The organism is Cupriavidus sp. SS-3 (assembly GCF_035818815.1).
GTDB classification, from domain to species: domain Bacteria; phylum Pseudomonadota; class Gammaproteobacteria; order Burkholderiales; family Burkholderiaceae; genus Cupriavidus; species Cupriavidus taiwanensis_C.
This window is the reverse complement of the sequence record NZ_JAYLVT010000021.1, coordinates 46267-70098: the sequence shown is the minus strand read 5'-3', so window position 1 is coordinate 70098 and position 23832 is coordinate 46267. Positions and strand designations below refer to the sequence as shown.

General features: G+C 66.1%; 21 protein-coding genes. 14 read left to right on the top strand and 7 right to left on the bottom strand.

The window, feature by feature from the left end; all coding sequences use genetic code 11:
- Nucleotides 1-4: 4 nt before the first annotated feature.
- From U9J39_RS25010 to U9J39_RS24975, 8 genes are all read left to right on the top strand, one after another.
- Entirely contained in the window at nt 5-898 is an 894-nt protein-coding gene (locus tag U9J39_RS25010; RefSeq protein WP_326348403.1) for a branched-chain amino acid ABC transporter permease, read from the top strand.
- Nucleotides 895-1797, top strand: a complete 903-nt coding sequence (locus U9J39_RS25005; protein ID WP_326348402.1) for a branched-chain amino acid ABC transporter permease — start codon at nt 895-897, stop codon at nt 1795-1797. Before U9J39_RS25010 ends, U9J39_RS25005 begins: the two co-directional genes overlap by 4 nt.
- Nucleotides 1794-2564, top strand: a complete 771-nt coding sequence (locus U9J39_RS25000; protein ID WP_326348401.1) for an ABC transporter ATP-binding protein — start codon at nt 1794-1796, stop codon at nt 2562-2564. Before U9J39_RS25005 ends, U9J39_RS25000 begins: the two co-directional genes overlap by 4 nt.
- Complete coding sequence (locus U9J39_RS24995) at nt 2565-3344, top strand: ABC transporter ATP-binding protein (RefSeq protein ID WP_326348400.1); 780 nt, start codon at nt 2565-2567, stop codon at nt 3342-3344.
- Between the two features lie 22 nt (nt 3345-3366).
- A complete protein-coding gene (locus U9J39_RS24990) occupies nt 3367-4251 on the top strand; it encodes an SMP-30/gluconolactonase/LRE family protein (protein ID WP_326348398.1) in 885 nt (294 codons plus the stop codon).
- A gap of 96 nt (nt 4252-4347) precedes the next feature.
- A complete protein-coding gene (locus U9J39_RS24985; RefSeq protein ID WP_326348397.1) occupies nt 4348-5853 on the top strand; it encodes an aldehyde dehydrogenase family protein in 1506 nt (501 codons plus the stop codon).
- A gap of 60 nt (nt 5854-5913) precedes the next feature.
- The gene (locus U9J39_RS24980; protein WP_326348396.1) at nt 5914-7401 is read left to right on the top strand and encodes an aldehyde dehydrogenase family protein; all 1488 of its coding nucleotides are present in this window, start codon (nt 5914-5916) and stop codon (nt 7399-7401) included.
- A 53-nt stretch (nt 7402-7454) separates the two neighbouring features.
- Nucleotides 7455-8525, top strand: a complete 1071-nt coding sequence (locus tag U9J39_RS24975; protein WP_326348395.1) for a zinc-dependent alcohol dehydrogenase family protein — start codon at nt 7455-7457, stop codon at nt 8523-8525.
- Nucleotides 8526-8595: 70 nt separating this feature from the next.
- On the opposite strand, the gene U9J39_RS24970 is transcribed toward U9J39_RS24975, so the two are convergent.
- Entirely contained in the window at nt 8596-9378 is a 783-nt protein-coding gene (locus tag U9J39_RS24970) for an SDR family NAD(P)-dependent oxidoreductase (protein WP_326348394.1), read from the bottom strand.
- Between the two features lie 370 nt (nt 9379-9748).
- Complete coding sequence (locus U9J39_RS24965) at nt 9749-10915, bottom strand: acyl-CoA dehydrogenase family protein (protein WP_326348393.1); 1167 nt, start codon at nt 10913-10915, stop codon at nt 9749-9751.
- 259 nt (nt 10916-11174) lie between these two features.
- Between U9J39_RS24965 and U9J39_RS24960 the strand changes: the two genes are divergently transcribed.
- The 5 genes from U9J39_RS24960 to U9J39_RS24940 all read left to right on the top strand — a co-directional run bounded on the left by U9J39_RS24960 (nt 11175) and on the right by U9J39_RS24940 (nt 17581).
- Entirely contained in the window at nt 11175-12068 is an 894-nt protein-coding gene (locus U9J39_RS24960; protein WP_326348392.1) for a MaoC/PaaZ C-terminal domain-containing protein, read from the top strand.
- Nucleotides 12069-12093: 25 nt separating this feature from the next.
- Nucleotides 12094-13410 carry an acetyl-CoA hydrolase/transferase family protein gene (locus tag U9J39_RS24955; RefSeq protein ID WP_326348391.1) on the top strand — a complete coding sequence of 439 codons (1317 nt, stop codon included), beginning with the start codon at nt 12094-12096 and terminating at the stop codon, nt 13408-13410.
- A 48-nt stretch (nt 13411-13458) separates the two neighbouring features.
- On the top strand, nt 13459-14667 hold the full coding sequence (locus tag U9J39_RS24950) for an acetyl-CoA C-acetyltransferase (protein WP_326348390.1): 1209 nt from the start codon (nt 13459-13461) through the stop codon (nt 14665-14667).
- Between the two features lie 97 nt (nt 14668-14764).
- Complete coding sequence (locus tag U9J39_RS24945) at nt 14765-15922, top strand: acyl-CoA dehydrogenase family protein (protein ID WP_326348389.1); 1158 nt, start codon at nt 14765-14767, stop codon at nt 15920-15922.
- 126 nt (nt 15923-16048) lie between these two features.
- Nucleotides 16049-17581: a class I adenylate-forming enzyme family protein gene (locus tag U9J39_RS24940; protein WP_326348443.1), complete on the top strand. Its 1533-nt coding sequence runs from the start codon at nt 16049-16051 to the stop codon at nt 17579-17581.
- A gap of 25 nt (nt 17582-17606) precedes the next feature.
- Here U9J39_RS24940 and U9J39_RS24935 read toward each other — a convergent pair whose 3' ends face one another.
- Nucleotides 17607-18509: a LysR family transcriptional regulator gene (locus U9J39_RS24935; protein ID WP_326348388.1), complete on the bottom strand. Its 903-nt coding sequence runs from the start codon at nt 18507-18509 to the stop codon at nt 17607-17609.
- 233 nt (nt 18510-18742) lie between these two features.
- Between U9J39_RS24935 and U9J39_RS24930 the strand changes: the two genes are divergently transcribed.
- On the top strand, nt 18743-19390 hold the full coding sequence (locus U9J39_RS24930; protein ID WP_326348387.1) for a TetR/AcrR family transcriptional regulator: 648 nt from the start codon (nt 18743-18745) through the stop codon (nt 19388-19390).
- 94 nt (nt 19391-19484) lie between these two features.
- On the opposite strand, the gene U9J39_RS24925 is transcribed toward U9J39_RS24930, so the two are convergent.
- From U9J39_RS24925 to U9J39_RS24910, 4 genes are all read right to left on the bottom strand, one after another.
- Nucleotides 19485-20450, bottom strand: coding sequence for a tripartite tricarboxylate transporter substrate binding protein (locus U9J39_RS24925; RefSeq protein ID WP_326348386.1), 966 nt, complete (start codon nt 20448-20450; stop codon nt 19485-19487).
- A 38-nt stretch (nt 20451-20488) separates the two neighbouring features.
- A complete protein-coding gene (locus U9J39_RS24920; RefSeq protein WP_326348385.1) occupies nt 20489-21733 on the bottom strand; it encodes a CaiB/BaiF CoA transferase family protein in 1245 nt (414 codons plus the stop codon).
- A 402-nt stretch (nt 21734-22135) separates the two neighbouring features.
- On the bottom strand, nt 22136-22708 hold the full coding sequence (locus tag U9J39_RS24915) for an AraC family transcriptional regulator (protein WP_326348384.1): 573 nt from the start codon (nt 22706-22708) through the stop codon (nt 22136-22138).
- Nucleotides 22709-22971: 263 nt separating this feature from the next.
- The gene (locus tag U9J39_RS24910; protein ID WP_326348383.1) at nt 22972-23802 is read right to left on the bottom strand and encodes an enoyl-CoA hydratase/isomerase family protein; all 831 of its coding nucleotides are present in this window, start codon (nt 23800-23802) and stop codon (nt 22972-22974) included.
- Nucleotides 23803-23832 lie beyond the last annotated feature (30 nt).

Here is a 23832-nt window from a genome sequence, read left to right as displayed (position 1 = left end):
CGCCGTGCTGATCCAGCAACTTCTCAACGGCCTGGTCATGGGCAGCACGTACGCCGTGTTTGCACTCGGCTTCACCTTGCTGTTCGGGGTGAACCACATCATGAACATGGCCTACGGCTCCCTGTTCATGTGGGGCAGCTTTGCCGGCCTGTACGTCGCCACCGCCTTCCAGGCGCCCTTCATCGTGTCGATGCTGGTGGGCATGCTGGCCGGCGGCGTGCTGTCCATCGCGCTTGACCTGGTGGCATTCCGCCCCTTGCGGCGCCGGCATGCGCCCGACTTTTCCTACATCCTGGCCTCGATCGGCGCCAGCCTGGTACTGCTGGCGCTCGCGCAGAAGGTGTCCAACACGTCGGTGATGCAGTTCCCCGGCGGGACCTTCCCGATCGTCGTGTACGAGTTCCTGGGGCTGCAGATCCAGCTGCTGCAGATCATCATCGTCGGCGCCGGCGTTGTGATCGTTGCTGGCCTGGTGTACGCGCTGTACAAAACCGGCATGGGACGCAGGATTCGCTGCGTGGCCTATTCGGAGGGTACCGCACGGCTGCTGGGCATCAACGCCGAGTGGGTCAACGCACAGGTGTTCTTTATCTCCGGCGCCCTGGCGGGCCTTGCGGGCGTGCTGATCGGCGTGGCCTTCAACTCGGTCCACTTCATGATGGGCGAGCCGTTCCTGATGCGGGCCTTCGTCGTCATCATCCTCGGCGGCCTCGGCAGCATCCCAGGCGCCCTGGTGGGCGGGATCCTGATCGGTGTGGTCCAGTCGCTGGCCTATGCCTATATCTCGTCGGCCGCCGCTGACGGCATCGCCTTCGTGGTCCTGTTTCTCATCATCCTGATCCGCCCGACCGGCCTGTTCGGCCAGGCCAGCGCGGTCATGCGGGTGCAGCGTCTATGATTGACTACCTCCTCTCCTACCAGTCGGTCCTCGACCACATCCTGATCTACACCCTGCTGGCCATGAGCCAGGCGATCGCGCTGCGTGCCGGCACGTTCTCGATCGGATCGGCCGCGTTTGCCGCCATTGGGGCGTACACCACCGCCATCCTCATCACCCGCCTGGGCTGGTGGCCCCCGTTAGCGATGGCGAGCGGGGTCGCCCTGGCTGGCGGGATCAGTCTGCTGATGGCCTTCCCGCTGTCGCGGCTGCGCGGCGTGTTCCAGGCCGTGGCGACGCTGGCGCTGGTGCAAGTGGTTGTCACCGTCGCCATGAACTGGGACGACGTGACGCGCGGCGCGCTGGGCATCACCGGCATTCCCAAGGCCGCGACCACCGGCTGGCTGGTCCTGATCGTGGCCGTGGTGATGGCGTTGGTGCACACGCTGGGCCGCTTCAGCCTGGGGCGGGCCATGGACGTGATCCGGCAGGACGAGACGGTTGCCGTGTCGCTTGGCATCTCGGTGGCCTACCACCAGCGCCTGGCCATGACGCTCTCCGGCCTGCTGGCGGGAATGGCGGGCGCGCTCCTGGCCTGCAATTCGTACGCCGTCAATCCGGAAGAGTTCGGCTTCCACATGCTGGTGCAAGCGCTCGCCATGGCCGTGCTCGGCGGCCAGACCTCCCTGTGGGGGCCACTGGTCGGGTCCACCGTGCTGACGCTGCTGCCCGAGCTATTCCGGGTCTTCGAGGAATTCCGCAATGTGGCCCAGGGCGCGCTGCTGATGCTGATCATCATCTACCTGCCGCATGGCATCGCCGACACGCTGGCCGGACTCGCACATGACCGACGCGTGAAGCGCGAGGCAGCGCAGGGTGTGCGGACAGTTTCCCAACAAACGGGAGGACTAGACGCATGAGCTCCACCATGAACCCCATGCTCAGGCTCGACGAGGTCGCGCGCAGTTTCGGCGGTGTCCCGGCGCTGAGCGGACTGAGCCTGTCTGCCGCGCCCGGTACCATCACGGGCCTGATCGGACCCAACGGCGCCGGCAAATCGACGGTGGTGAACCTGGTGATGGGCCTGCTGCACCTCTCCTCCGGCCGGGTGCTGCTGGATGGCCAGGATGTCTCCACCATGGAGGCGCCCCAGCTGGCACGCGCCGGTGTGGCGCGGACCTTCCAGAACATCCGCCTGGTGCCGCAGGCGACGGTGCTCGACAACGTCCTGGCCGGATTCCACCGGCACCAGACCACCGGCTTCTGGGCCAACCTGCTGGGCCTGCGCGCGGCGCGCGCGGAGACGGCCGCGCACCGCGCCGAGGCCATGGCCCTGCTCGAACGCTTCGGCATGGCCGAACTTGAGGAGCACCGCGCTGGCAACCTCTCCTACGGGCACCAGCGACGCATCGAGATGATGCGAGCGCTGGCGATGAAGCCGCGCCTGCTGCTGCTGGACGAGCCCGTGGCCGGCATGAACGACGTCGAGGCGGCCAGCCTCGGCCGCATCTTCCACGAGGTGGCGGCCGAAGGCGTGGCGGTGCTGCTGATCAAGCACAACATGCGCTTCATGACGCAGGTCTGCTCCTACCTGTACGTGCTCGCGTCCGGGCGCCAGATCGCCGAGGGCCAGCCCGAGGCGGTCCTGCAGGACCCGGTCGTGATGCAAGCCTATCTGGGAACCTGAATGACGAGCCATCCACCTCCCATTGCCACGCCGGAAGCCGTTCTCGGCCTGGCCGGCACCGACGCCCTGTCGATCACGAACCTCGAAGTGCACTATCGCGGCATCACCGCGCTGCGTGGCGTGTCGCTCACGGTACGGCGCGGCGAGATCTTCACGCTGATCGGCCCCAACGGGGCCGGCAAATCCAGCTTGGTCAATGCGATCTGCGGCATCGTGCCCGGCTCCGGGTCGATCCGCTTCGACGGCAGCCCGCTCGATGCCCTGCCCGCGCACCGGCGCTCGCGCCTGGGCGTGATCCAGGTGCCCGAAGGGCGCCGCGTCATTGCGCCGCTGTCCGTGATGGACAACCTGCTGCTGGGCTGCGAAGCGGCCGGAGTGCGTGGCGGCGGCTTCGAGGCCGACCTGCAACGGGTCTTCGAGCTGTTCCCGATCCTGGCCGAACGCCGCAACCAGGCCTCCGGCACCATGTCCGGCGGGCAGCAGCAAATGCTCGCCATCGGCCGCGCGCTGATGGGACATCCGCGCGTGCTGCTGCTCGACGAGCCGAGCCTCGGCCTGGCACCCGTGATCGTCGCCGACGTGTTCCGCGCAGTGAAGCGGCTCAATGCCGAGGGCATGACGATCCTGCTGGTGGAACAGAACGCCCGCCTGGCGTTGGAGACCGCCCACCGGGCTGCGGTGCTGGAACAGGGCCGTATCGTCCGGCAGGGCATGGCGGCCGACCTGGCCAACGACCCCGTGATCGCGGACCACTACTTCGGCCAGGCGGCCGCTACCTGATGCGAAACGAATCATGAGAAAGATGACTGTCCTGCTTGATGGCCTGACGCATACCGAGGGTGCTCGCTGGTACCGCGGGCGCTTCTGGTTCAGTGACTTGTACACCTACCGCGTGTATTCCGTGAAAGAGGACGGGTCGGACCTGCGCACCGAACTCGAAGTGCCCGGGTGCCCGTCCGGGACCGGCTGGCTGCCGGATGGACGATTGCTGGCGGTGTCGATGCACGACCGCAAGCTGCTGCGCCGCGAGCATGACGGTACGGTCGTCAAGCACGCAGACCTGTCTCCCCACCTCGAGTTCGAACCGAATGACATGGTGGTGGACTGCAACGGCCGCGCCTGGGTGGGAAACCTGGGGTTCGACGTCATGAAGCTCGCCCCGCGCCGGCCCGCGCGGCTGGTGCGCGTGGATCCGGACGGCTCGGTGACCGCGGTGAGCGAACCGCTGCATTTCCCGAATGGCTCGGTCGTGGTGGACGGCGGCCGCACGCTGGTCGTCGCCGAGTCGTTTGGCAACCGCATGTCGGTTTTCGATATCCGGCCTGACGGGACCCTGTCCGGGCGCCGGGACTGGGCGCGCTTCGGCGCGGTGCCCGAGAACCCCGATCCGATCCAGGCTATGGCCGAGATCGTGGTGGCGCCCGATGGCATCGCGCAGGCGGACGCCGAAGGTGCGATCTGGGTTGCCGACTTTATCAGGACGCGCGCGATCCGCGTGCTTCCGGGCGGTGAGATCGTCGACGAGGTTTCGACCGGCGACCTCAACTGCTATGCCTGTGCCCTGGGCGGCGAGGACGGGCGCACGCTGTTCCTGTGCGCCACGCCGGCTGAGTTCAATCCGGAGATCCGCAGGAACCATCCGCTGAGCCAGGTGTTGTCAACCCGGGTGGACGTGCCCCTCGCTTGATGGCGTTGCATCGGCCGGCTCATGTAGGGATGCCTGGCACATCTGCCGATTCGAATGGAGCGATCGCACGATCGCTCCGAAGACAAGGAGTTCAATATGGGAAATGAAACGGCAACTGCCGCGGCCAACAAGTCCGACACCGGACTGGCCAGGGCACTGGCATGGATCGGCTCGGGACCGAAGCGCCTGCTCATTGGCGGGCGGTGGGTAGAGGCGGCATCCGGCAAGACCTTCGAGGTCATCAACCCGACCACGGAAGAACTGCTCTGCCATGTGGCCGAAGCCGACAGTGCCGACGTCGATGCGGCGGTGGCCGCGGCGCGCCACGCCTTCGACAAATCGCCCTGGGTCGGCATATCGCCGCACGCGCGCACCCGCGCGTTGCTGCGTATCGCCGATCAGATCGATCGGCACGCCGACGAGCTTGCCGCGATCGAGACCCTCGATAACGGCATGCCACTGTGGTTCAGCACAGCCGTTGCCACCACGGCGGCCGACATCTTCCGCTATTACGCCGGCTGGTGTACCAAGATCCTGGGCTCCACGATTCCGTCAGATGCTTCCGGATTCGTCTATACGCTGCGCGAGCCGCTCGGCGTGTGCGGCCAGATCATTCCATGGAACGTGCCGATCCTGATGGCGTCGATCAAGCTGGCAAACGCGCTGTGCTGTGGCAACACATTGATCCTCAAGCCAGCCGAACTGGCCTGCCTCACGTCCTTGCGGCTGGCCGAACTGATCCAGGAGACCGACCTGCCGCCGGGTGTCATCAACGTGCTGCCCGGCTTCGGCGCCAGCGCCGGCGCAGCGCTGGCGCTCCACCCGGATGTCGACAAGATCGCCTTCACTGGCTCCACTGCGATCGGCAAGCAGATCGTGCAGGCCTCCACCTCGAACCTGAAGAAAGTGACGCTGGAACTCGGCGGCAAATCGCCGAACGTGATCTTCGCCGACGCGGATCTCGACAAGGCCGTCCAGGCCGCGGTCAAGACCTTTTGTGGCAATTCCGGCCAGGTGTGTTCGGCGGGTACGCGGCTGTTCGTCCATGAAAGCGTGCATGACGAAGTTTCGGAACGCGTCACCCGCCTGGCCGCCACCTACACGGTGGGCGATCCGCTCGCGCCGGACACCAAGCTCGGCCCGCTGATCTCGGCCAGACAGCGCGACCGGGTGCTGTCCTATATCGAGGCCGGCCAGGCAGGCGGCGCCTCGCTGCGACTGGGCGGCTCCCAGTGGAGCAGCGGCGGCTATTTCGTCGCGCCGACCGTTTTCGATGGCGTGACCAACGGCATGCGCATCGCGCAGGAGGAAATCTTCGGGCCCGTCCTCTCCATCATTCCGTTCCGGGACGAAGACGACGCCGTGTTCAAGGGCAACGACACCACCTATGGCCTCTCCGCTGCCGTATGGACGCGCGATGTTGCGCGCGCGCACAAGGTGGCGCGCGCGCTCAAGGCCGGGCGTGTGTGGATCAACACCTATGGCGAGGCCGATCCCGCCATGCCGTTCGGCGGCTACAAGCAATCCGGCTGGGGGCGCGAATTCGGCCAGGAATCCATCGACGCCTATACCCAGGTCAAGGCCGTGATGCTGAGGATGTAAGCGGCACGGGCGCGGGGGCAAGCCCCCTGCCCTTCACAAGAATATTTCAGGAGATATTGCATGAGCAGCACGACATACGGCGTGCAGACGCCGGCGTTCGTCGGCGGCACCAAACGCCTCCTTATCGGCGGCGCATGGGTGCCAGCCGCTTCCGGCAAGACCTTTGACACGGTCAATCCCGCCACGGGCGAGGTCATTGCGTGCCTGGCGCAGGCGGATCGGGCCGACATCGACCGGGCGGTCGCCGCGGCGCGCCAGGCCTTCGAGGGCCCCTGGAGCCAGTGGTCGCACAGCGATCGCCAGCGCCTGCTGATCCGCATCCACGACGCGGTGGAGAAGCATTTCGACGAGCTGGCATTGATCGAGACGCTGGACATGGGCGCGCCGCTGGCACGCACGCGCGGCCTCAAGTCATTCCTGCTGCAGCTGATTCTGTTCTACGCGTCGCAGACAGCCGCTGGTGGTGTGCAGACTCCGCTCAACGCGCTGCCCGGCAAGTTCGCGACGCTCAAGATCAAGGCGCCAGTGGGCGTGGTCGCCGGCATTATTCCCTGGAACGGCCCGCTATTGAGCCAATGGTGGATTCTCGGCGCGACCCTGGCCACCGGCTGTACCGCGGTGCTCAAGCCGGCCGAGGATGCTTCGCTGACCGCGCTGCGCATGGCCGAACTGCTGCTGGACGCAGGCGTGCCACCCGGGGTTATCAACGTGGTGACCGGCTACGGCGGCGAAGCGGGCAGCGCCCTGGCGGAACACCCTGGCGTGGACCGCATCGCCTTCACCGGCTCGCCCGAGACCGGGCGCAAGATAGTCCAGGCGTCGGCCGGCAACTTCAAGCGGGTGTCGGTGGAACTCGGCGGCAAGTCGCCCGATATCGTGTTCGACGACGCCGACCTGGACAAGGCGGTGCCGGGCGTGGCCATGGGCGTGTTCACCAACACCGGCCAGATCTGCGCCGCCGGTACGCGCGTGCTGGTGCAGCGCCGGATCTACGACGAATTCATCGATCGGCTGAAGGCCTTCAGTGCCTCGCTCAAGATCGGCAACGGCCTCGATCCGCAAGTGCAGCTGGGGCCGATCGTCTCGCAGCGCCAGCTCGATCGCGTGATGCACTACGTCGACGTCGGCGGCCAGGAAGGCGCGGAGCTCGCCTGTGGCGGCCGGCGCCTGGGCGGTGAGCTGGCCGCAGGCTATTTCGTCGAGCCGACCGTGTTTACGGGCGTGCACAACGACATGACCATTGCACGCGAGGAGATCTTCGGCCCGGTCGCTTCGGTCATGCCATTCGACACGCCGGACCAGGCACTGCGCATCGCCAACGACACCAGCTATGGCCTGGCCGGGGGTGTCTGGACGCAGAACCTGTCCACCGCGCACAGGTTTGCGCAGGACATCCAGGCCGGAACCATCTGGGTCAACTGCTATGGCGTGCTGGATCCCCAGGTCGGTTTCGGCGGCTACAAGCTGAGTGGCTATGGCTGGAAGGGCGCCGCCGAACAGGTGGACAGCTACCTCTACCAGAAGGCCGTCTACATGAATCTTGGCTGAGGCCCCGGACCTGGGCGCCTGTCTGTCTGAATACCGTCTATACGGAGACATCTATGCGTGGTGTTGTATTCAAAGGTGATCGCAAGCTCGAAATCATGAACTTCCCCGACCCGACTCCGGGCCCGGGCGAGGTAGTGATCGAAATGAAGGCGTCGGGCATGTGCGGCAGCGACCTGCACTTCTACCGGCACAGTCCCGCCGAGGTGATCCGGTCCCTGGGGTTCAAGGACCTGTCGTCTCGCGGTATCGACGAGAACGCGCCAATCATCGGCGGCCATGAGCCGTGTGGCGTGGTCGCCGCGATTGGCCCGGGCGTGAACCCGAGTGCGTTCAAGGTCGGCGATCGCGTCATGGTGTTCCACTACGAAGGCTGCAGTTTCTGCGACTCCTGCCGCACGGGCTGGACCCAGTTGTGCGATCACGGTGCCACCGTGCACGGCGTGATCGCACACGGCGGCCATGCCGACTACATGAAGGTGCCGGTCTCGTCCCTGGTCCACCTGCCGGAAGAGGTGTCCTTCGCGGGTGGTGCGGCCATTTCCTGCGGCACGGGCACCGCTTACGGTGCGCTGCTACGGCTGGATATCAGCGCGCGCGACACCCTGGCGGTGTTCGGGCTGGGCCCCGTCGGCCTGTCTGCCGCCCAGCTCGCGGCCGCGATGGGCGTCGAGGTCATTGGGGTGGATATTTCGCCGGATCGCGTCAAGCAGGCCAAGGCGTTCGGGGTCGCCCATGCCATCGATGGGAGCCAGGTGGATGCCGTGGCGGAAATCCTCCGGCTCACCGGTGGCAAGGGCGTGAGCTGCGCAATGGACTGCGCGGGCAGTGAAGTGCCCAGGCAGCAGGCCGTGCGCTGCACCCGGACGTGGGGGAAGATCGCCCTGGTGGCGATCGGCGGGAATCTCAACGTCGACGCGATGAAGGACCTGATCGGCAAGCAACGGACCGTGATCGGCTCCTACACATTCTCGGAGGTAGGCATGAAGGAATGCGCCCACTTCATCGCCCGTCATGGCGTTGAAGTGGACAAGCTGTTCACCGACCACTGGCGGCTCGAACAAGCCGACGAGGCGTATCGTCGCTTCGACGCGCAGGCCGGGGGCAAGGGCGTATTCCTCTTCTGAGCGCGGTCCCCTCATTGATCCGGCCAATGCGCGCCATCACATGGCGCGCATCCCCCCTTGGTTTCCGCGTTCACACGGCGGTGTAGCCCCCATCCACGGGCAGGGTCACGCCGGTGACGAATGACGCGGCATCAGACAGCAACCACATGGCGGCCTGCGCCTGTTCAATCGGCTCGCTGGCGCGACCGAGCAGGTGCAGGCCGTTCACCCTTGCCTCGTGATCGGGCTTGGTCTTCAGGTAGTGCAGGTACATCGGCGTGCGTGTCGAGGAAGGCGCAATCGCATTGACGCGGATGTTTTGGAGGCCATAGTCGGCGGCGGCGGCTTTGGTCATGCCGGTGATCGCATGCTTGGACGCGGTGTATTCGGCCGCGCGGGCGGTGTAAATCAGTCCATGGATCGACGAGCAGTTGACGATGGCGCCGCCGCCGGTCTTGAGCATGGCCAGAATCTCGTGCTTCATGCAAAGGAACGTACCGATGACGTTGACGTCGTGGCAACGCCGGAAGTCCTCCTCGGTCAGCTCGGCCAGCAGCTTGCCGGCATTGGGCACACCGGCATTGTTGAATGCGCCATCCAGTCGGCCATAGCTTCGTACCGCCGCCTCGACCATGGCCATGACATCCGCCTCGGACGATATGTCCGTCTCGACGAACTGCGCCCGCAGGCCCGCATCGGTAAGTTCCTTCGCCAGAGCCTCACCGTTGGCACCCCGGTCCGCGATCGTCAGTAGCGCCCCGTTTGCGGCCAGCAGCCGCACTGCGGCCTCGCCGATGCCACTGGCGCCGCCAGTGACGATCATCGATTGTCCTTCGATACCTTTGATACCTGTAATACCCATCGGATTCTCCATGGATTCGCCCCGCAGCACTTCAGGCCTTGTCTGCCATATGACCAATAGTCTGTGGTATTGACCTGCTTCGCGATCGTGTTGGAAGCCAATGTCCCGTACCTTGGAAGAAGAAGGCAGTGGCGAGCCGCCGGAAGCTGGACCTGGAGCCGCTTCGGTGGCTGGCAGGCAATGAACGGCGGAAAGGTTGGTCTCCGTTCCGGGGGCTGAACTTCGACGCCCGGAACGGCTACGCGGGGATTGTTGCTTCGGAGGAGGGAAACAGTGGAAGACGAGCCTCGCGGCTAGCCGTTCCTGCGGATGGCCGCAGCCGCAATGCCGGCGGATGCCTTCAGCGCCTGGCTCGTGGGCCAGGCGCGCACTACCTGGCCGCTCAGAACGACCGCGGAAGCCCCAGCACGTGCTCCGCGACGAAGGAGTAGATCAGGTTGGTCGAGATCGGCGCCACCTGGTACAGGCGCGTCTCGCGGAACTTGCGCTCGACGTCGTATTCGCAGGCGAAGCCGAAGCCGCCGTGGTACTGCAGGCAGGCGTTGCCGGCCTCCCAGCTGGCCTTGGCGGCCAGGTACTTGGCCATGTTGGCCTGGGTGCCCATGGGCTCGTGCTTGTCGAACAGTTCACAGGCCTTCCAGCGCATGAGGTTCGCGGCCTCGATCTCGATGAACGACTCGGCAATCGGGAACTGCACGCCCTGGTTCTGGCCGATGGGGCGGCCGAAGACCTCGCGTTCCTTGACATACTTGGTCACGCGGTCTATGAACCAGTAGCCGTCGCCAATGCACTCGGCCGCGATCAGCGTGCGCTCGGCATTCAGGCCATCGAGGATGTACTTGAAGCCCTTGCCCTCTTCACCGATCAGGTTTTCCTCCGGAATCTCCAGGTCTTCGAAGAACAGCTCATTGGTCTCGTGATTGACCATGTTGGGGATGGGCCGCACAGTCAGGCCCTTCTTCTTGGCCTCGTGCAGGTCCACCATAAAGATCGACATTCCTTCGCTCTTCTTCGTCACATCGGCCAGCGGCGTGGTGCGCGCCAGCAGGATCATGAAGTCGCTGTGCTGGACGCGGCTGATCCACACCTTCTGGCCGTTGACCACGTAGCGTCCGTCCTTCTTGACGGCGGAGGTCTTGATCTTGGTGGTGTCGGTGCCCGTGGTGGGCTCGGTCACGCCCATCGACTGCAGGCGCCATTCGCCCGAGGCGATCTTCGGCAGGTACTTTTCCTTCTGCGCCTTCGAGCCGTGCCGAAGCAGCGTTCCCATGTTGTACATCTGGCCGTGGCAGGCGCCGGAGTTGCCGCCGCAGCGGTTGATCTCTTCCATGATGACCGACGCTTCGGTCAGGCCCAGGCCGGAGCCGCCGTACTCTTGCGGAATCAGCGCTGCCAGCCAGCCGGCATCGGTAAGCGCGTTGACGAACGCCTCGGGATAGGCGCGCTGCTCGTCCACCTTGCGGAAATACTCGTCGGGAAACTCGGCGCAAAGCGAGCGCACGGCATCGCGGATGTCTTGGAAGTTGTTGGATTGAGTCTGTTCGATCATGGCGAGTCTTTGGCGGTCAACGTCGTTGCTCTTGCCGGGAACACCTCGGGCCATCCCAGCGTGATGCGGCAATAGTCGCGGCTATCCGCCGTTCGGACAATCAGCCTTTGCCAAAGCGCGCCTTCAGGCGCGCTTAAGCCCGCTTTAGCCCGCGTTTTCGCAATCGCCAAAGTCGACCATTGGCATTGTCAAATAGCGCAAAACCCGCTTTGACGACATGCTGTGCGCAATTTCCTGACGATCACATAGGAACAAGGACATGGCAGTCTGCTACCACCATCTCAAGCAACGTCCGTTCGCCCCCGTCCGCCAGACCTACACCGAGCGCGACACCATGCTGTATGCACTCAGCCTTGGACTGGGCAGCGATCCGCTGGACGAGGCAGCCCTGCCCTTTGTGTTCGAAGGCGCCCTCGGCGGGCTGCGCACGCTGCCGTCGCAGGCGGTGGTGCTCGGTTATCCCGGCTTCTGGGCGCGCGAGGCCGACACCGGCATCGACTGGGTCAGGCTGCTGCATGGTGAACAGCGCATGCGCCTTCACCGTCCGCTGCCGGCCAACGCAGACATCGTCGGCCATAACCGCATCACGCACCTGACCGACAAGGGCGAAGGCAAAGGCGCCATCATGGTCACCGAACGCCGCCTGGAAACGGCCGCGGGCGAACTGCTGGCGACGGTGCAGCAGGTCAGCTTCCTGCGCGGCGACGGTGGCTACAGCCAGCTCGGCGGCGGCCAGCCCAGCGACGAGCCGCTGCCGGCGCTGCGCCCGACGCCGGAAGACCGCGCGCCGGATTTCACCGACACGCAGGCGATCCGCCCCGAGGCCGCGCTGCTGTATCGCCTGATGGGCGACTTCAACCCGCTGCACGCCGACCCGGCGGTGGCCAGGGCCGCTGGCTTCGAGCGCACGATCCTGCACGGCCTCGCCAGCTACGGCCTGGTGGCGCATGCGCTGGTGCGCCAGTGCGCACAGGGCGATCCCACCCGCCTGCACGCGCTCGATATCCGCTTCACCGCGCCGGTGTTCCCTGGCGAGACCCTAGTCACCGAGATCTGGCGCATGCCGGAGAACCCCAACCACTACCAGGTGCGCGCCCGCGTGGCCGAGCGCGACAAGGTCGTGCTCAGCCACGGCTGGGCCGAGATCGCCTGATCCGCGCCGCCCTATGCATCCCTCTATGCATCCCGCTACCGTGGACAACAACAACCTGCCCGCCGCGCTGCAGGCACTGCTGCAACCCGGCGACCATATCTGGTGGGGCCAGGCCACCGCCGAGCCGCTGACGCTGACGCGCGCGCTGGTCGAGCACCGCCACGCGCTGGCGCAGGGCGGCCGGCTCAGCGTCTTTGTCGGCATCGGCCAGTCCGACACGCTGCAGCCGGCCCAGGCCGACGTGATCGATTTCTTCGGCTATGCCGCCAGCGGCCCGCACCGCGTGCTGGCCAAGGCCGGCGTGCTGGACATCGTGCCCAGCCACTATTCGCACCTGCCCGGGCTGATCCGGGAAGGCGCGCTGCGTGCCGACGTGGTACTGGTGCAGGTGTCGCCGCCCGACGAGGAAGGCCGCTACAGCATGGGGCTGGTGCATGAGTACATTCCCGCCGCGCTGGACCAAGCCCGCGTGATCATCGCCGAGGTGAACCCGGAGGTGCCGTGGACCTATGGCAGCCGCCATCTGACCGTGGACGAGATCGACCTGCTGGTCGATGCCGCGCATGCGCCGATCAGCCTGGAGCGCAGCGCCCCCGGCCCGGCGGAACTGGCGATCGCCGGCCACATCGCCGGCTGGGTCGAGGATGGCGCGACCCTGCAGATGGGCATCGGCAACCTGCCCGAGGCCGTGGTGGCGGCGCTGCACGACCGCCGCGACCTGGGCCTGCACAGCGGCGCGGTCGGTGACGGCATTGCGGCGCTGGCCGAAGCCGGCGTGCTGACCAATGCGCGCAAGAGCATCGATACGGGCGTTGGCATCGGCGGCATCCTGATGGGCAGCGAGCGCCTGCGGCGCTGGACGCACCGGAATCCGCAGCTGCAACTGCGCGAGACCAGCTATACCCATCACCCCGAGGTGCTCGCCAGCATCGACAAGCTGACCGCCATCAACTCCGCCATCGAGGTCGACCTGACCGGCCAGGTGAACGCCGAAGTCGCCGCCGGCGTCTATGTCGGCGCCGTCGGCGGTGCCGTGGACTTCCTGCGCGGCGCGGCACGCAGCCGCGGCGGCCTGCCCATCGTGGCCCTGCCGGCGACTGCCAAGGGCGCAAGCCGCATCGTCGCGCAGCTGTCCGGCCCGGTGAGCACGCCCCGCTCGGACGCGGGCCTGATCGTCACCGAGCACGGCGTGGCCGACTTGCGCGGGCAGACGCTGTCGCAGCGCGTGCGCCGCATGCTGGACATCGCCGCCCCCGAACACCGCGAGGACCTGGAGCGCCAGGCCCACGCCCTGCTGCGCCAGTGCGGCGCCGCTTTCGTGGCCGGTGCGGGCACCGCCTGACCGACTGCCTTCTTCATCTACCCAAGAGAGATTTCCAAGGAGACTTCCATGCGCCGAGCCGCTATCGTCACCCCCCTGCGTACCCCCGTCGGGACCTTCGGCGGCAGCCTGCGCCCCGTGTCCGTCGAGGAACTGGCCGCCACCACCGTGCGTGCCGTCGTGGAACGCAGCGGCATCGACCCCACGCGTATCGACGACGTAGTGTTTGCCCAGTCCTACGCCAGCAGCGAAGTGCCGTGCGTGGGCCGCTGGGCCGCGCTGCAGGCCGGCCTGCCGGTAGAGGTGCCAGGCATGCAGCTGGACCGCCGTTGCGGCGGCGGCCTGCAGGCCATCGTCACGGCCTCGATGATGGTGCAGAGCGGTGCCGCCGACGTGGTGATCGCTGGAGGCGTCGAGAGCATGAGCAATATCGAGTACTACACCACCGACATGCGCTGGGGCTCGCGCTCGGGCAACGTGAAGTTCTACGACCGCCTCGACCGCGGCCGCGAGCGCTCGCAGCCCGTCGAGCGCTTCGGCAAGATCTCCGGGATGATCGAGACCGCCGAGAACCTGGCCCGCGACTACGGTATTACCCGCGAGCAGGCCGATGCCTTCTCCGTGCGCAGCCACGAACGCGCTGCGGCCGCATGGGAATCCGGCCGCTTCGATGCCGAAATCGTTCCGGTGCAGGTGCCGCAGCGCAAGGGCGATCCGGTGACGTTCGCGCGCGACGAAGGCTTCCGTCCCGGCACCACGATGGAAAGCCTGGGCAAGCTGCGCGCGCTGATGCCGAACGGTACCGTCACCGCCGGCAACGCCAGCCAGCAGAACGATGCCTCGGCCGCCTGCCTGATCGTGGCCGAGGACAAGCTGGCCGAACTGGGCCTGACCCCGATGGCGTCGCTGGTCGGCTGGGCCGCGGCAGGCTGCGAGCCGTCCCACATGGGCATCGGACCGGTGCCCGCGGTGAAGAAGCTGCTCAAGCGCCTGAACCTGACGCTCGACCAGATGGACCTGGTGGAGCTGAACGAAGCCTTTGCCTGCCAGGTGCTGGCCGTGCTCAAGGGCTGGGACTGGAACGACCAGGATGCGATCGAGCAAAAGCTCAATGTGAACGGCTCGGGCATCTCGCTAGGTCACCCGATCGGCGCAACCGGCGTGCGCATCCTCGCCACGCTGCTGCACGAACTGCAGCGCCGCGGCGGCCGCTATGGGCTGGAAACCATGTGCATCGGCGGCGGCCAGGGTATCGCTGCGGTGTTCGAGCGCTACTGAGCCACCGCATTAATCCTGGCCAGGGCACGGCCCTGTTCTCGGCGTGACGAAGACGGCCGGTCTGTGCCTGCCGTCCCGCCATCTAGGAAAACCTGAAATGATCCGCGATAACGACATCCTCGAAGCCCTGCTCGACAGCGTGCGCCGCTTTGTGCGCGAACGCCTGGTGCCCGCCGAGGCACTGGTCGCCGAGACCGATGAAATCCCGCAGGACATCGTGCAGGACATGCGCGACATGGGCCTGTTCGGCATGACCATCCCCGAGCGCTTCGGCGGCCTGGAACTGACCATGGAAGAGGAAGTGCGCGTGGTCATGGAGCTGTGCCAGACCTCGCCGGCGTTCCGCTCGCTGCTGGGCACCACTGTGGGCATCGGCTCGCAGGGCATCCTCATGGACGGCACGCCCGAACAGCAGGCCGCCTGGCTGCCGCGCCTGGCCACCGGCGAGGTCCTGGCCTCGTTTGCGCTGACCGAACCGGATGCCGGCTCGGACGCCGGCTCGCTGCGCACTACCGCAATCCAGGATGGCGACCACTATGTGGTCAACGGCACCAAGCGTTTTATCACCAACGCGCCGCAAGCCGGCATGTTCACGCTGATGGCGCGTACCAATCCCGATATCAAGGGATCGGCCGGGGTTTCGGCATTCATCGTCGATGCTAAGACGCCGGGCATCAGCTTCGGCAAGCGCGACGTGAAGATGGGCCAGAAAGGCGCGCATACCTGCGACGTCGTCTTCGAGAACGTGCGCGTGCCAGCCGCCAACCTGATCGGCCTGAAGGAAGGCCAGGGCTTCAAGACCGCGATGAAGGTGCTGGACAAGGGGCGCCTGCACATCGCCGCCGTCAGCGTCGGCGTGGCCAGGCGCGTGCTGCGCGACGCCCTGAACTATGCGCTGGAGCGCACGCAGTTCGGCCAGCCCATCTGCGAATTCCAGCTGATCCAGGCCATGCTGGCCGACAGCCAGGCCGAACTCTATGCGGCCGAATGCATGGTGATCGACGCCGCTCGCCGTCGCGACGAGGGCCGGAACGTTTCCACCGAAGCCTCGTGCTGCAAGATGTTCGCCACTGAGATGGTGGGCCGCGTGGCGGATCGCGCAGTACAGATCCTCGGTGGTTCCGGATACATCGCCGAATACGGCATCGAGCGATTCTACCGCGACGTGCGCCTGTTCCGCCTTTATGAGGGGACCACGCAGATCCAGCAGGTCATCATTGCCCGCAACATGATCCGCGAGGCCCGCGACGCCTGAAGGTCGCCCGTGGCCGGCCCGGAGCAACGGGATTGCACCTCACTTTCGACGCAAATACACTGGCGTCGTTCTGCTTGCGCCCCGCCCTGCGGAACCGCTTTCCACCCGCACAAGGATTTCCGTCAGATGCCACCGGACCGAGAACCCGCACAACGGATCAGCGACATCCCGCGCCACTGGGCCATCCAGGCACCCGGGCATGTGGCGGTCTTCGAGGATGGCCGCACCACCACTTTCTCGCAGCTGTGGGCGGGTATCGAGGACGCGCAGCGCTATCTGCAGGCGCAGGGCGTCGGCACCGGCGACCGGGTGCTGATCACGGCCGAGAACTGCCTGGCGGTGATCACGCTGGTGTTCGCCTTGTCGGAACTGGGGGCGTGGCCGGTCGTCGTCAATGCCCGCCTGACAGAACGGGAAATCGAGGTGATCCGGGCGCACTGCCAGCCACGCCTGATGTTGTTCACCCACGCTGCGTCGCCGGATGCGCTACGGCACGGCGTGCGCTATCGGGCCCGGGAGATTGCCCCGGCCGGTCTGGGCCCGCTGATGGCGAGCGCTATCGACGAAACCAGCGAGCGCGAGCTTGAAGCGCTCGCGCGCGACGTCGCCGCGCTGATCTATACATCCGGCACGACCGGGCAGCCCAAGGGCGCGATGGTCACGCACCGGGGCCTGCTGCACTTTGCGCGCGTCACGGTCGATTCCCGCCGCATGCAGGCCGACGACTGCGCCTACGCGGTCATGCCCATGTCGCATGTCTTCGGGCTGGGGACGCTACTGCTCTCGACGCTATACGCCGGCGCCAGCCTGTACCTGTGCGCGCGCTTCAATGCGGAGGATGTCACCGCGGCAATCCGGCAGGGTGCCATCACGCTGCTGCAGGGCGTACCGATGATGTTCAGCCGTATCGTCGCGCACGTGCGTGCGAGCGGCTTGCCGCTGCTGCCGTCGCCGCGGCTGCGCTATCTCTACACAGGCGGCGGGCCGCTCGATTCGACGCTCAAGCAGGAGGTCGAGACGATGTTCGGCCAGCCGCTGCACCATGGCTACGGGATGACCGAGTATGCGGGTTCGCTGTTTGTGACACGCATGGACCGGCCGCGCACCGATTGCTCGGCGGGCGAGATCGTCGAAGGCGCGGAGCTGCAGGTGGTCGGGCCGGACGGCAAGCCGGCGCCGGAGGGCGAAGCGGGCGAGCTATGGGTAAGAGGTCCCGGTGTCATGCGCGGCTACTATCATGCCCCGGACCTGACCGCCGAGGCCTTGCGCCCCGGCGGCTGGCTCAACACCGGCGATATCGGCCGCCTGGATCCCGACGGCGCGTTGTTCATCGTCGGCCGCACCCGGGAGCTGATCATCCGCTCCGGCTTCAACGTCTATCCGAATGAAGTCGAATCGGTCCTCAACACGCATCCGTCCGTACGCCTGTCGGCCGTGGTCGGGCAGCCCGCCGCGGACGGCAACGAGGAAGTGATCGCCTTTGTCGAAATCAAGGATGGAGAGAAGTTCGATGCGGAGGCGCTGCACGCGTACCTGATCGATCGCCTGTCGCCATACAAGCGCCCGGGGAAGATCCTGCGCGTGGCCGCGATTCCGGCGACGGCCAGCGGAAAGCTGCTCAAGCACCAGCTCCGGCAGACGCTCGTCGCGCAGAAGTAGCGGAATCAGGCGCTCGCGGGCGCCTTCAGTCCTGGCGCCCGAGGCCATCCTCGACCAGCAGATCCACCAGCTTGCGCGCAAACAGCGGCAATGCGCCGAGATCCGCAACGCAAATCTGCAGCTTGCGCTCGGCCCATTCATCGTTGAGCTGGACGATCCGCAGCGCCATCGTATTCGCATGGCGGCGGGCGGTGGTTTCCGGCAGCACGCCGACACCGACATTCGCCTCGATCATCCGGCAGGCGGTCTCGAAGTTGCTGACCTGGACGCGCCAGCGCAGCTCACGCTGCAAGTCCGCCGCGGCCCGCTTGAGGAAATTGTGGATCGCACTTTCTTCCGGCAAGCCGATGAAGTCGTAGTCCAGCGTATCGACGAAATCCACGCTGTTGCGCTCGGCCAGCGGATGGCTCAGTGCAGTGGCAAGGACCAGGCGGTCATTCCGGTAGGGCATGACTTCGAGCCCCTCGGTGCGCACGTTGCCGGCGACGATCCCGATGTCCACGATCCCGTCCTGCACCGCGCGCACGATATCCGGGCTCAGCCTTTCGTGCATGTCGATGGTCACGTCGGGGTGGTTCACCAGATAGGTGCGCAGCACGGCTGGCAGGAACTCGCTCATCGCCGTGGTGTTGGCAAAGACGCGCACATGGCCTTTCACGCCTGCCGCATACTCCTGGAGATCGCCGCTCAACTGCTCCAGCTGGCGGAGTACGCGGCGCGCGTGGGCAAGCAACGTCTCCCCCGCCCCGGTTACCTTCACGCCCTGGCTGCTGCGGCTCAGCAGCTTGACGCCGACGTGTTCCTCCAGGTTCTTGATGCGGGTGCTGGCCGCCGCCAGGGACAGATGCGAGCGTTGCGCACCGCCGGTCAGGCTCTGGGCCTCCGCAATATGCGTGAATAATTTCAGATCGACCAGATCAAAGCGCATCACATTCATCCCAAACGTCGTACCGGATTATCTCCCACAGCAGCGCGCAGTACACCTGAGCGGTGCGATTTCCGGACCCGCTGGGCGTGAATTTCCACCCTCCTCCAGGCCTGACCGTGTTCCAGTCCGGTCGCACGGGCGTAGCCCCACAAACGTTAGGTAGATTTTGCGCGCCCGATGAAGTAACTTCCATGGGGAATATCCCCACAACCCGGCTCAGGCCCTCATAAGTCATGACAAAACGCCAGGCCAACGCCACCACTGTTGACACCCGCGAGAAGCTGATGCGCCTCGCGGCCCGCGCCTTTGGCACGCAAGGCTATGCCGCCACGACCATGCGCGGGATTGCCGACCAGGCTGGCATCGAAGCGGCCAGCATCTACTACCACTTCTCCTCGAAGGAAGAGCTGCTGGACGCGGTGATGGAACACGGCGCCCAAAGCATCGTTGCGCACACGCAGGCGCGCATCGCGGCGCTCCCGCCAGGCGCCGATGCCGAGCAGCGCTTTCGTGCCGGCCTGCTCGGGCTCTTCAGCGCGATGATCAAATACGGCGACTACACCCTGGCGCATGGGCGCCAGCTGGCCGAGTTGCCGGACAAGGTGCGCGAGCGCCATCTCAAGCGACGGGCCCAGCATCAGGCGTTCTGGAGCGGCATGCTGGAAGACCTGCGCACCGAAGGGCACCTGCGCGAGGACGTCGACATCGCCCTGTGCCGCGTGTTCGTCCTGAGCACGATTACTTCCGTGCAGACCTGGTTCAACCCGAAGAAAGGTTCGCCCGAAAAGGTGATCGACGAACTATGCGCGATCCTGTTTGAAGGCGTCCGGCCCAAGCAGGTGCGCAAGCCGGCGCGGCGGGCGCAGGCCGTGGCTTCGTGAGCCAATACGGCAGCAGCACCTCCCGATCGCGGACCAGGTTCCCCCTCTCGGGCACGCGGGAGAGGGGGAGAAAGCCCCCAGCTTGCAGGCATGGTTATCCTGCCTTCGCCTGAGACAGCGCCACCAGCTTCTTCCAGCGCTCAAGTTCGGCCGGCGCATTGGCGCGGGCTTTCGCAGCGTCCTGGATGTCGACCTCCAGCCCCTGGCTGATGCAGAACGCCTTGAAGGCCGGCGCCGCGGCGGCTTTAGTCATGGCGTCGGACAACTGCGTGACGATTGCCTGCGGCGTGCCGCGGCGGGCAAATGCCCAGATCGGAGTGACCAGTTCATAGCCCTTGAGGCCGGCCTCGTCCAGGGTGGGCGCGTCGGGAAAATAGCTCGACCGCTGCTTGCCGGTCACGGCCAGCACCCGCAAGCGCCCTGCCTTCACCAGCGGCAACGACGTGGCCACGCCGCCGAAGCCGGCATCCAGCTGTCCGCCGGCCACATCGATTGCGACCTGCGCCGGCGCCTTGTAGGCAACGTGGTTCATCCGGATCCCGGCCATATTGCTCATCAGCTCCGCCGCCATCTGCGGCGTGGTGCCATTGCCGGGGGAGCCATAGGACAGCCCGTCCGGCTTGCGTTTCGCGGCGGCAATGAGGTCCCGCACCGTGTGCAACGGCGAGTTCGCCGCAGTGACCAGCACCATCGCCGAGGTCGCCAGGCGGGCGACCGGCTCGAAGTCGCCGACCGCGTCATACGGCGTCCTCTCCACGAACTGGTTCGAGTAGTGCGCCGCGTAGTTGAACAGGATCGTATAGCCGTCGGCGGGCGCCTTTGCCACCAGATCGGTGCCGATGATCCCGCTGGCGCCCATGCGGTTCTCGACGACGAACGACCCGCCCATCGTCTTCGCCAACTCCGCGCTCATGTAGCGCGCAACGACGTCTGTACCCGAGCCCGGGCTCAGCGGCACGATAAAGCGGACCGGGCGGGACGGGTAGGCCTGCGCAAGTGCCGACAGCGGTAGCGTTGCCAGCGCGGGTAGCAACTGCAGGCAAGTACGGCGTGAAATCATTGCGTTATCTCCTGTTGGTTCAGCCGGCGGGGCAATGGTCAGACGATCCCCGTTTCGCGCAATGCCTGGATCTCTTTCTGGCTGAGCTTGAGCAGCCCTCGGTAGATCTCCTCGTTGGCACCGCCCAGCTCCATCGCCGGCCGGTCGAACTGCGAAGGCGTCGCCGAGAACCGGATCGGCAGGCCCATGCCCACCGCATCCACCGGGCCGAACTCGGGGTGGGCCAGGTTCATCAGCGCGCCGCTGTCATGCAGCCGCTGGTCGTGCAGCACCTCGTTGGGCTTGCGCACCGGCGCGCAGGGCACGCCGCGGTTGTCCAGCAGTTCGCGCACCACCTCGGCCGAGCTGCGCTGCTTCGTCCAGCCCGCGATTACCTCGTTGAGTGCCGAGGCATTGCGCATGCGCGGCCCGCGGCCGCTGAAACGGGGGTCCTCGAGCAGCTCGGGCTGCCCGATCGATTCCAGCAGCCCGCGCATCCAGTCCGGCTGGAACGCGACAATCGCCACGTGCCCGTCCATCGTCGGGTAGACCCCGAACGGCGCGAGCCGGTCATGGTAGTTGCCAGTGCGCGAGGGATAGCCTTCCCGTCCCATGACGTCAAAGTGCTCTTCAGCCACCCACGATGCCAGGCAATCCAGCATCGATACCTGCACACGCTGGCCCTCGCCGGTGCGGCCTCGATGGATCAACGCGGCCAGGATGCCATTGACGACATACATCGGCGCGACCAGGTCCGCGATCGGCAGGCCGCAGCGCGTCGGCGGGCCATCGGCGTAGCCAGTGACCTCCATCAGGCCGCTGAGCGCCTGGACGATGATGTCCATGCCCTTGAGCCCCGGGAACGCACTTGGCTCGCCCATCGCCTTGATCGACGCATAGACGATGCGCGGGTTACGCTCCCTGACCTGCTTGTAGTCGATGCCGAGCTTGGCCGTGGTGCCCTCGCTGAAGTTCTCGAGCACCACGTCGCATTCCTCGGCCAGCCGCATGAACAGCTCGCGGCCCTGCTCCGATTTCAGGTCCAGCGTGATGCTCTTCTTGTTGCGGGCGCGGTTCAGCACCGTCAGCGATACCTCGCCGTCTTCACGCTGGCCAAAGTGGATGCCGTGGCTGCCCACGAACGGCGGGTTGGTCCGTGCGATGTCCCCACCACCGGGCGCTTCCACGCGGATCACCTCCGCGCCCATGCCGCCAAGCAGCAGCGAGCCATACGGTCCGGCAAGCGCCACGGTCAGGTCCAGTACGCGGATGCCTTCAAGTGGCCGCGATTGATTTGCGTGCACTGCTGTCTCCTTTCTTGTCGGCCCGGCGTCATCCGGCCGGGCCCTTTCCACTTCCATTGCCTTACAACTGTTAGTTCCACGAGGGCATCATGCTTTCCCGGCCTTTGGCCGGGAAAGGTCCCCGTAACCCTTATTCGATGCTAGTGGAACCTGGCGGTTGCGCTCAAGTAGTCACTGGCGAATCACCAGTTCGCATTGTGCGAATTGCTCGCGGTGCGGATCGTGCTGACAGGCGATGCCGGGCCTGCGCATGGACTGGTTGCCTCGTCTGATGAAACGACGGTTGATGGAATCGATCCTGATCGCCGGCCCTTCGCAGGTCAATCAAGGCTCACAAGACGTTCCGTGCATCAAAATCGTCTGGTCGGATCGCTACTGGAAACCGCCTCTCGGTCGCCCGGTTCAGGCGACCGAGAGCCGCCGTTCGGAAGAGCGGCGGATCGCAAGCCGCCTGGCCGCATCCATCGACAAGCCGAAGCGATCGTAGAAAGCGCAGTCGAGGTCACTGGTGGCGGGCCAGCCGGCGAAGCGCCCCAGCGCGGACACCGCAACATCGCCCGCCATCGCTTCGAACAGCACCCGCATCAGCCGTTGCGTGCGGCAAAGATCGGTCAGGGCCGTCCCCTGCGCGAACAGCGTGCGGCGCACCTGCGCAGTCGACAGATTCAGCCGCTCAGCGATAAAGGCGGCGCTCCACGCGTACTGTGGCTGCAGGAAAACACGTTTGCAGATACGGTGATGCAGGGAAGCGTGCAGCGCCGCCGGCACCATGTCATGGATCGCCAGGATACAGGCGGATGGCCGCACGCTGCTGCCGTCCAGGTGCAGGTCGATAGCGTCGAACGGCTCGATGGTCACCTGCTGCCCGGGCAGCAGCAGGCGTTCATATCCGCGCCGCCTGATCACCAGCCTGCCGTGCGTGACGGCGACAGCCAGCGGGAAGGCCAGCAACAGCCGGTGCAGGCTGACGTGCATGTGGGACTGCAGATGAACACGCATGGTGGGTCGAAAAGCGGTCAGGGACTGAATATCATCGCCGCCGGGCCGGTTTCCCGCCTATGCAATTTCCGAATGCCCCGTTTGCCGTCACGACATGGCGCCGCTATTCGTCGGTACTGGCAACTGCGTCGAGCAATGCGCGCGTCTTCGCGGGCGTCAGCGCATAGATCCTGGACACGATTGAAGTGAATGTGGGCAAGACCCTCCGCAGTGACGTGCCGCGAAGGTAAGGCGCAAACTCAGGCCGTGGTTGTACGCGGGAACACCGGACCGCGCTTCTCGCGGAATGAGGCCACGCCTTCCTTGACCTCGGGACCGCCGAAGCCAAACATCTCCAGCGCCAGCGAGGCGTCGAAGGTCGGGCCTGCCTGGCGCAGCCAGTTGTTCAGCGCATACTTGGTCCAGCGGATCGCCGATGGCGCGCCATAGGCAAGACGGGTGGCGATCGAGACCGCCGTGTCCTGCAGGTCCGCCTCGTCTACGGCCAGCGACACCAGGCCCATCTGCTCCGCCTTCTCGCCGCTCACCGGCTCGCACAGTAGCAGGTGGTACTTGGCCTTGGCCATGCCGCACAGCAACGGCCAGACGATCGCGGCGTGGTCACCGGCGGCAACGCCCAGGCGAGTATGGCCATCGACCAGCCGCGCAGTGCGGGCCGCCACCGAAATATCCGCCAGCAGCGCCGCGACCAGCCCCGCACCGACCGCGGAGCCGTGGATCGCCGAAACGATCGGCTTGGAGCAATTGATGATGTTGTAGACCAGGTCCTTCGATTCGCGCCAGACGCGGGCGCGCGCATCGAAGGAATCGATCATTTCCTCCACCATCTCGAAGTCGCCGCCGGCCGAGAACGCTTTGCCCGCGCCGCACAGCACCACGGCGCTCACGGTCGGGTCGGCGTCGATGTCGCGCCAGACGCGGGCGATCTCGTCGTGGCCCCGGGCATCCAGCGCGTTCAGGCGCTCGGGACGGTTCAGCGTGATGCGCAGGACGCCATCGCTCAGGCGGTCGAACGCCAGGCTCGAATAGTTCTCATAGGCCGCACCCGCGGCAGCGTTGCTCTTCGACATGGAATCTCCTGAATAAAAGTGCGGGGGCGT

Excerpts from the sequence above, each read along its gene's own strand:
- U9J39_RS24990 (WP_326348398.1), top strand. The coding sequence starts at position 3,367 with ATGACTGTCCTGCTTGATGGCCTGACGCATACCGAGGGTGCTCGCTGG.
- U9J39_RS24975 (WP_326348395.1), top strand. The coding sequence starts at position 7,455 with ATGCGTGGTGTTGTATTCAAAGGTGATCGCAAGCTCGAAATCATGAAC.
- U9J39_RS24980 (WP_326348396.1), top strand. The coding sequence starts at position 5,914 with ATGAGCAGCACGACATACGGCGTGCAGACGCCGGCGTTCGTCGGCGGC.
- U9J39_RS24955 (WP_326348391.1), top strand. The coding sequence starts at position 12,094 with ATGCATCCCGCTACCGTGGACAACAACAACCTGCCCGCCGCGCTGCAG.
- U9J39_RS24930 (WP_326348387.1), top strand. The coding sequence starts at position 18,743 with ATGACAAAACGCCAGGCCAACGCCACCACTGTTGACACCCGCGAGAAG.
- U9J39_RS25000 (WP_326348401.1), top strand. The coding sequence starts at position 1,794 with ATGAGCTCCACCATGAACCCCATGCTCAGGCTCGACGAGGTCGCGCGC.
- U9J39_RS24925 (WP_326348386.1), bottom strand. The coding sequence starts at position 20,450 with ATGATTTCACGCCGTACTTGCCTGCAGTTGCTACCCGCGCTGGCAACG.
- U9J39_RS24995 (WP_326348400.1), top strand. The coding sequence starts at position 2,565 with ATGACGAGCCATCCACCTCCCATTGCCACGCCGGAAGCCGTTCTCGGC.
- U9J39_RS24915 (WP_326348384.1), bottom strand. The coding sequence starts at position 22,708 with ATGCACGTCAGCCTGCACCGGCTGTTGCTGGCCTTCCCGCTGGCTGTC.
- U9J39_RS24910 (WP_326348383.1), bottom strand. The coding sequence starts at position 23,802 with ATGTCGAAGAGCAACGCTGCCGCGGGTGCGGCCTATGAGAACTATTCG.
- U9J39_RS24945 (WP_326348389.1), top strand. The coding sequence starts at position 14,765 with ATGATCCGCGATAACGACATCCTCGAAGCCCTGCTCGACAGCGTGCGC.
- U9J39_RS24960 (WP_326348392.1), top strand. The coding sequence starts at position 11,175 with ATGGCAGTCTGCTACCACCATCTCAAGCAACGTCCGTTCGCCCCCGTC.
- U9J39_RS24940 (WP_326348443.1), top strand. The coding sequence starts at position 16,049 with ATGCCACCGGACCGAGAACCCGCACAACGGATCAGCGACATCCCGCGC.
- U9J39_RS24985 (WP_326348397.1), top strand. The coding sequence starts at position 4,348 with ATGGGAAATGAAACGGCAACTGCCGCGGCCAACAAGTCCGACACCGGA.
- U9J39_RS24970 (WP_326348394.1), bottom strand. The coding sequence starts at position 9,378 with ATGGAGAATCCGATGGGTATTACAGGTATCAAAGGTATCGAAGGACAA.
- U9J39_RS24935 (WP_326348388.1), bottom strand. The coding sequence starts at position 18,509 with ATGCGCTTTGATCTGGTCGATCTGAAATTATTCACGCATATTGCGGAG.
- U9J39_RS25005 (WP_326348402.1), top strand. The coding sequence starts at position 895 with ATGATTGACTACCTCCTCTCCTACCAGTCGGTCCTCGACCACATCCTG.
- U9J39_RS24965 (WP_326348393.1), bottom strand. The coding sequence starts at position 10,915 with ATGATCGAACAGACTCAATCCAACAACTTCCAAGACATCCGCGATGCC.
- U9J39_RS24950 (WP_326348390.1), top strand. The coding sequence starts at position 13,459 with ATGCGCCGAGCCGCTATCGTCACCCCCCTGCGTACCCCCGTCGGGACC.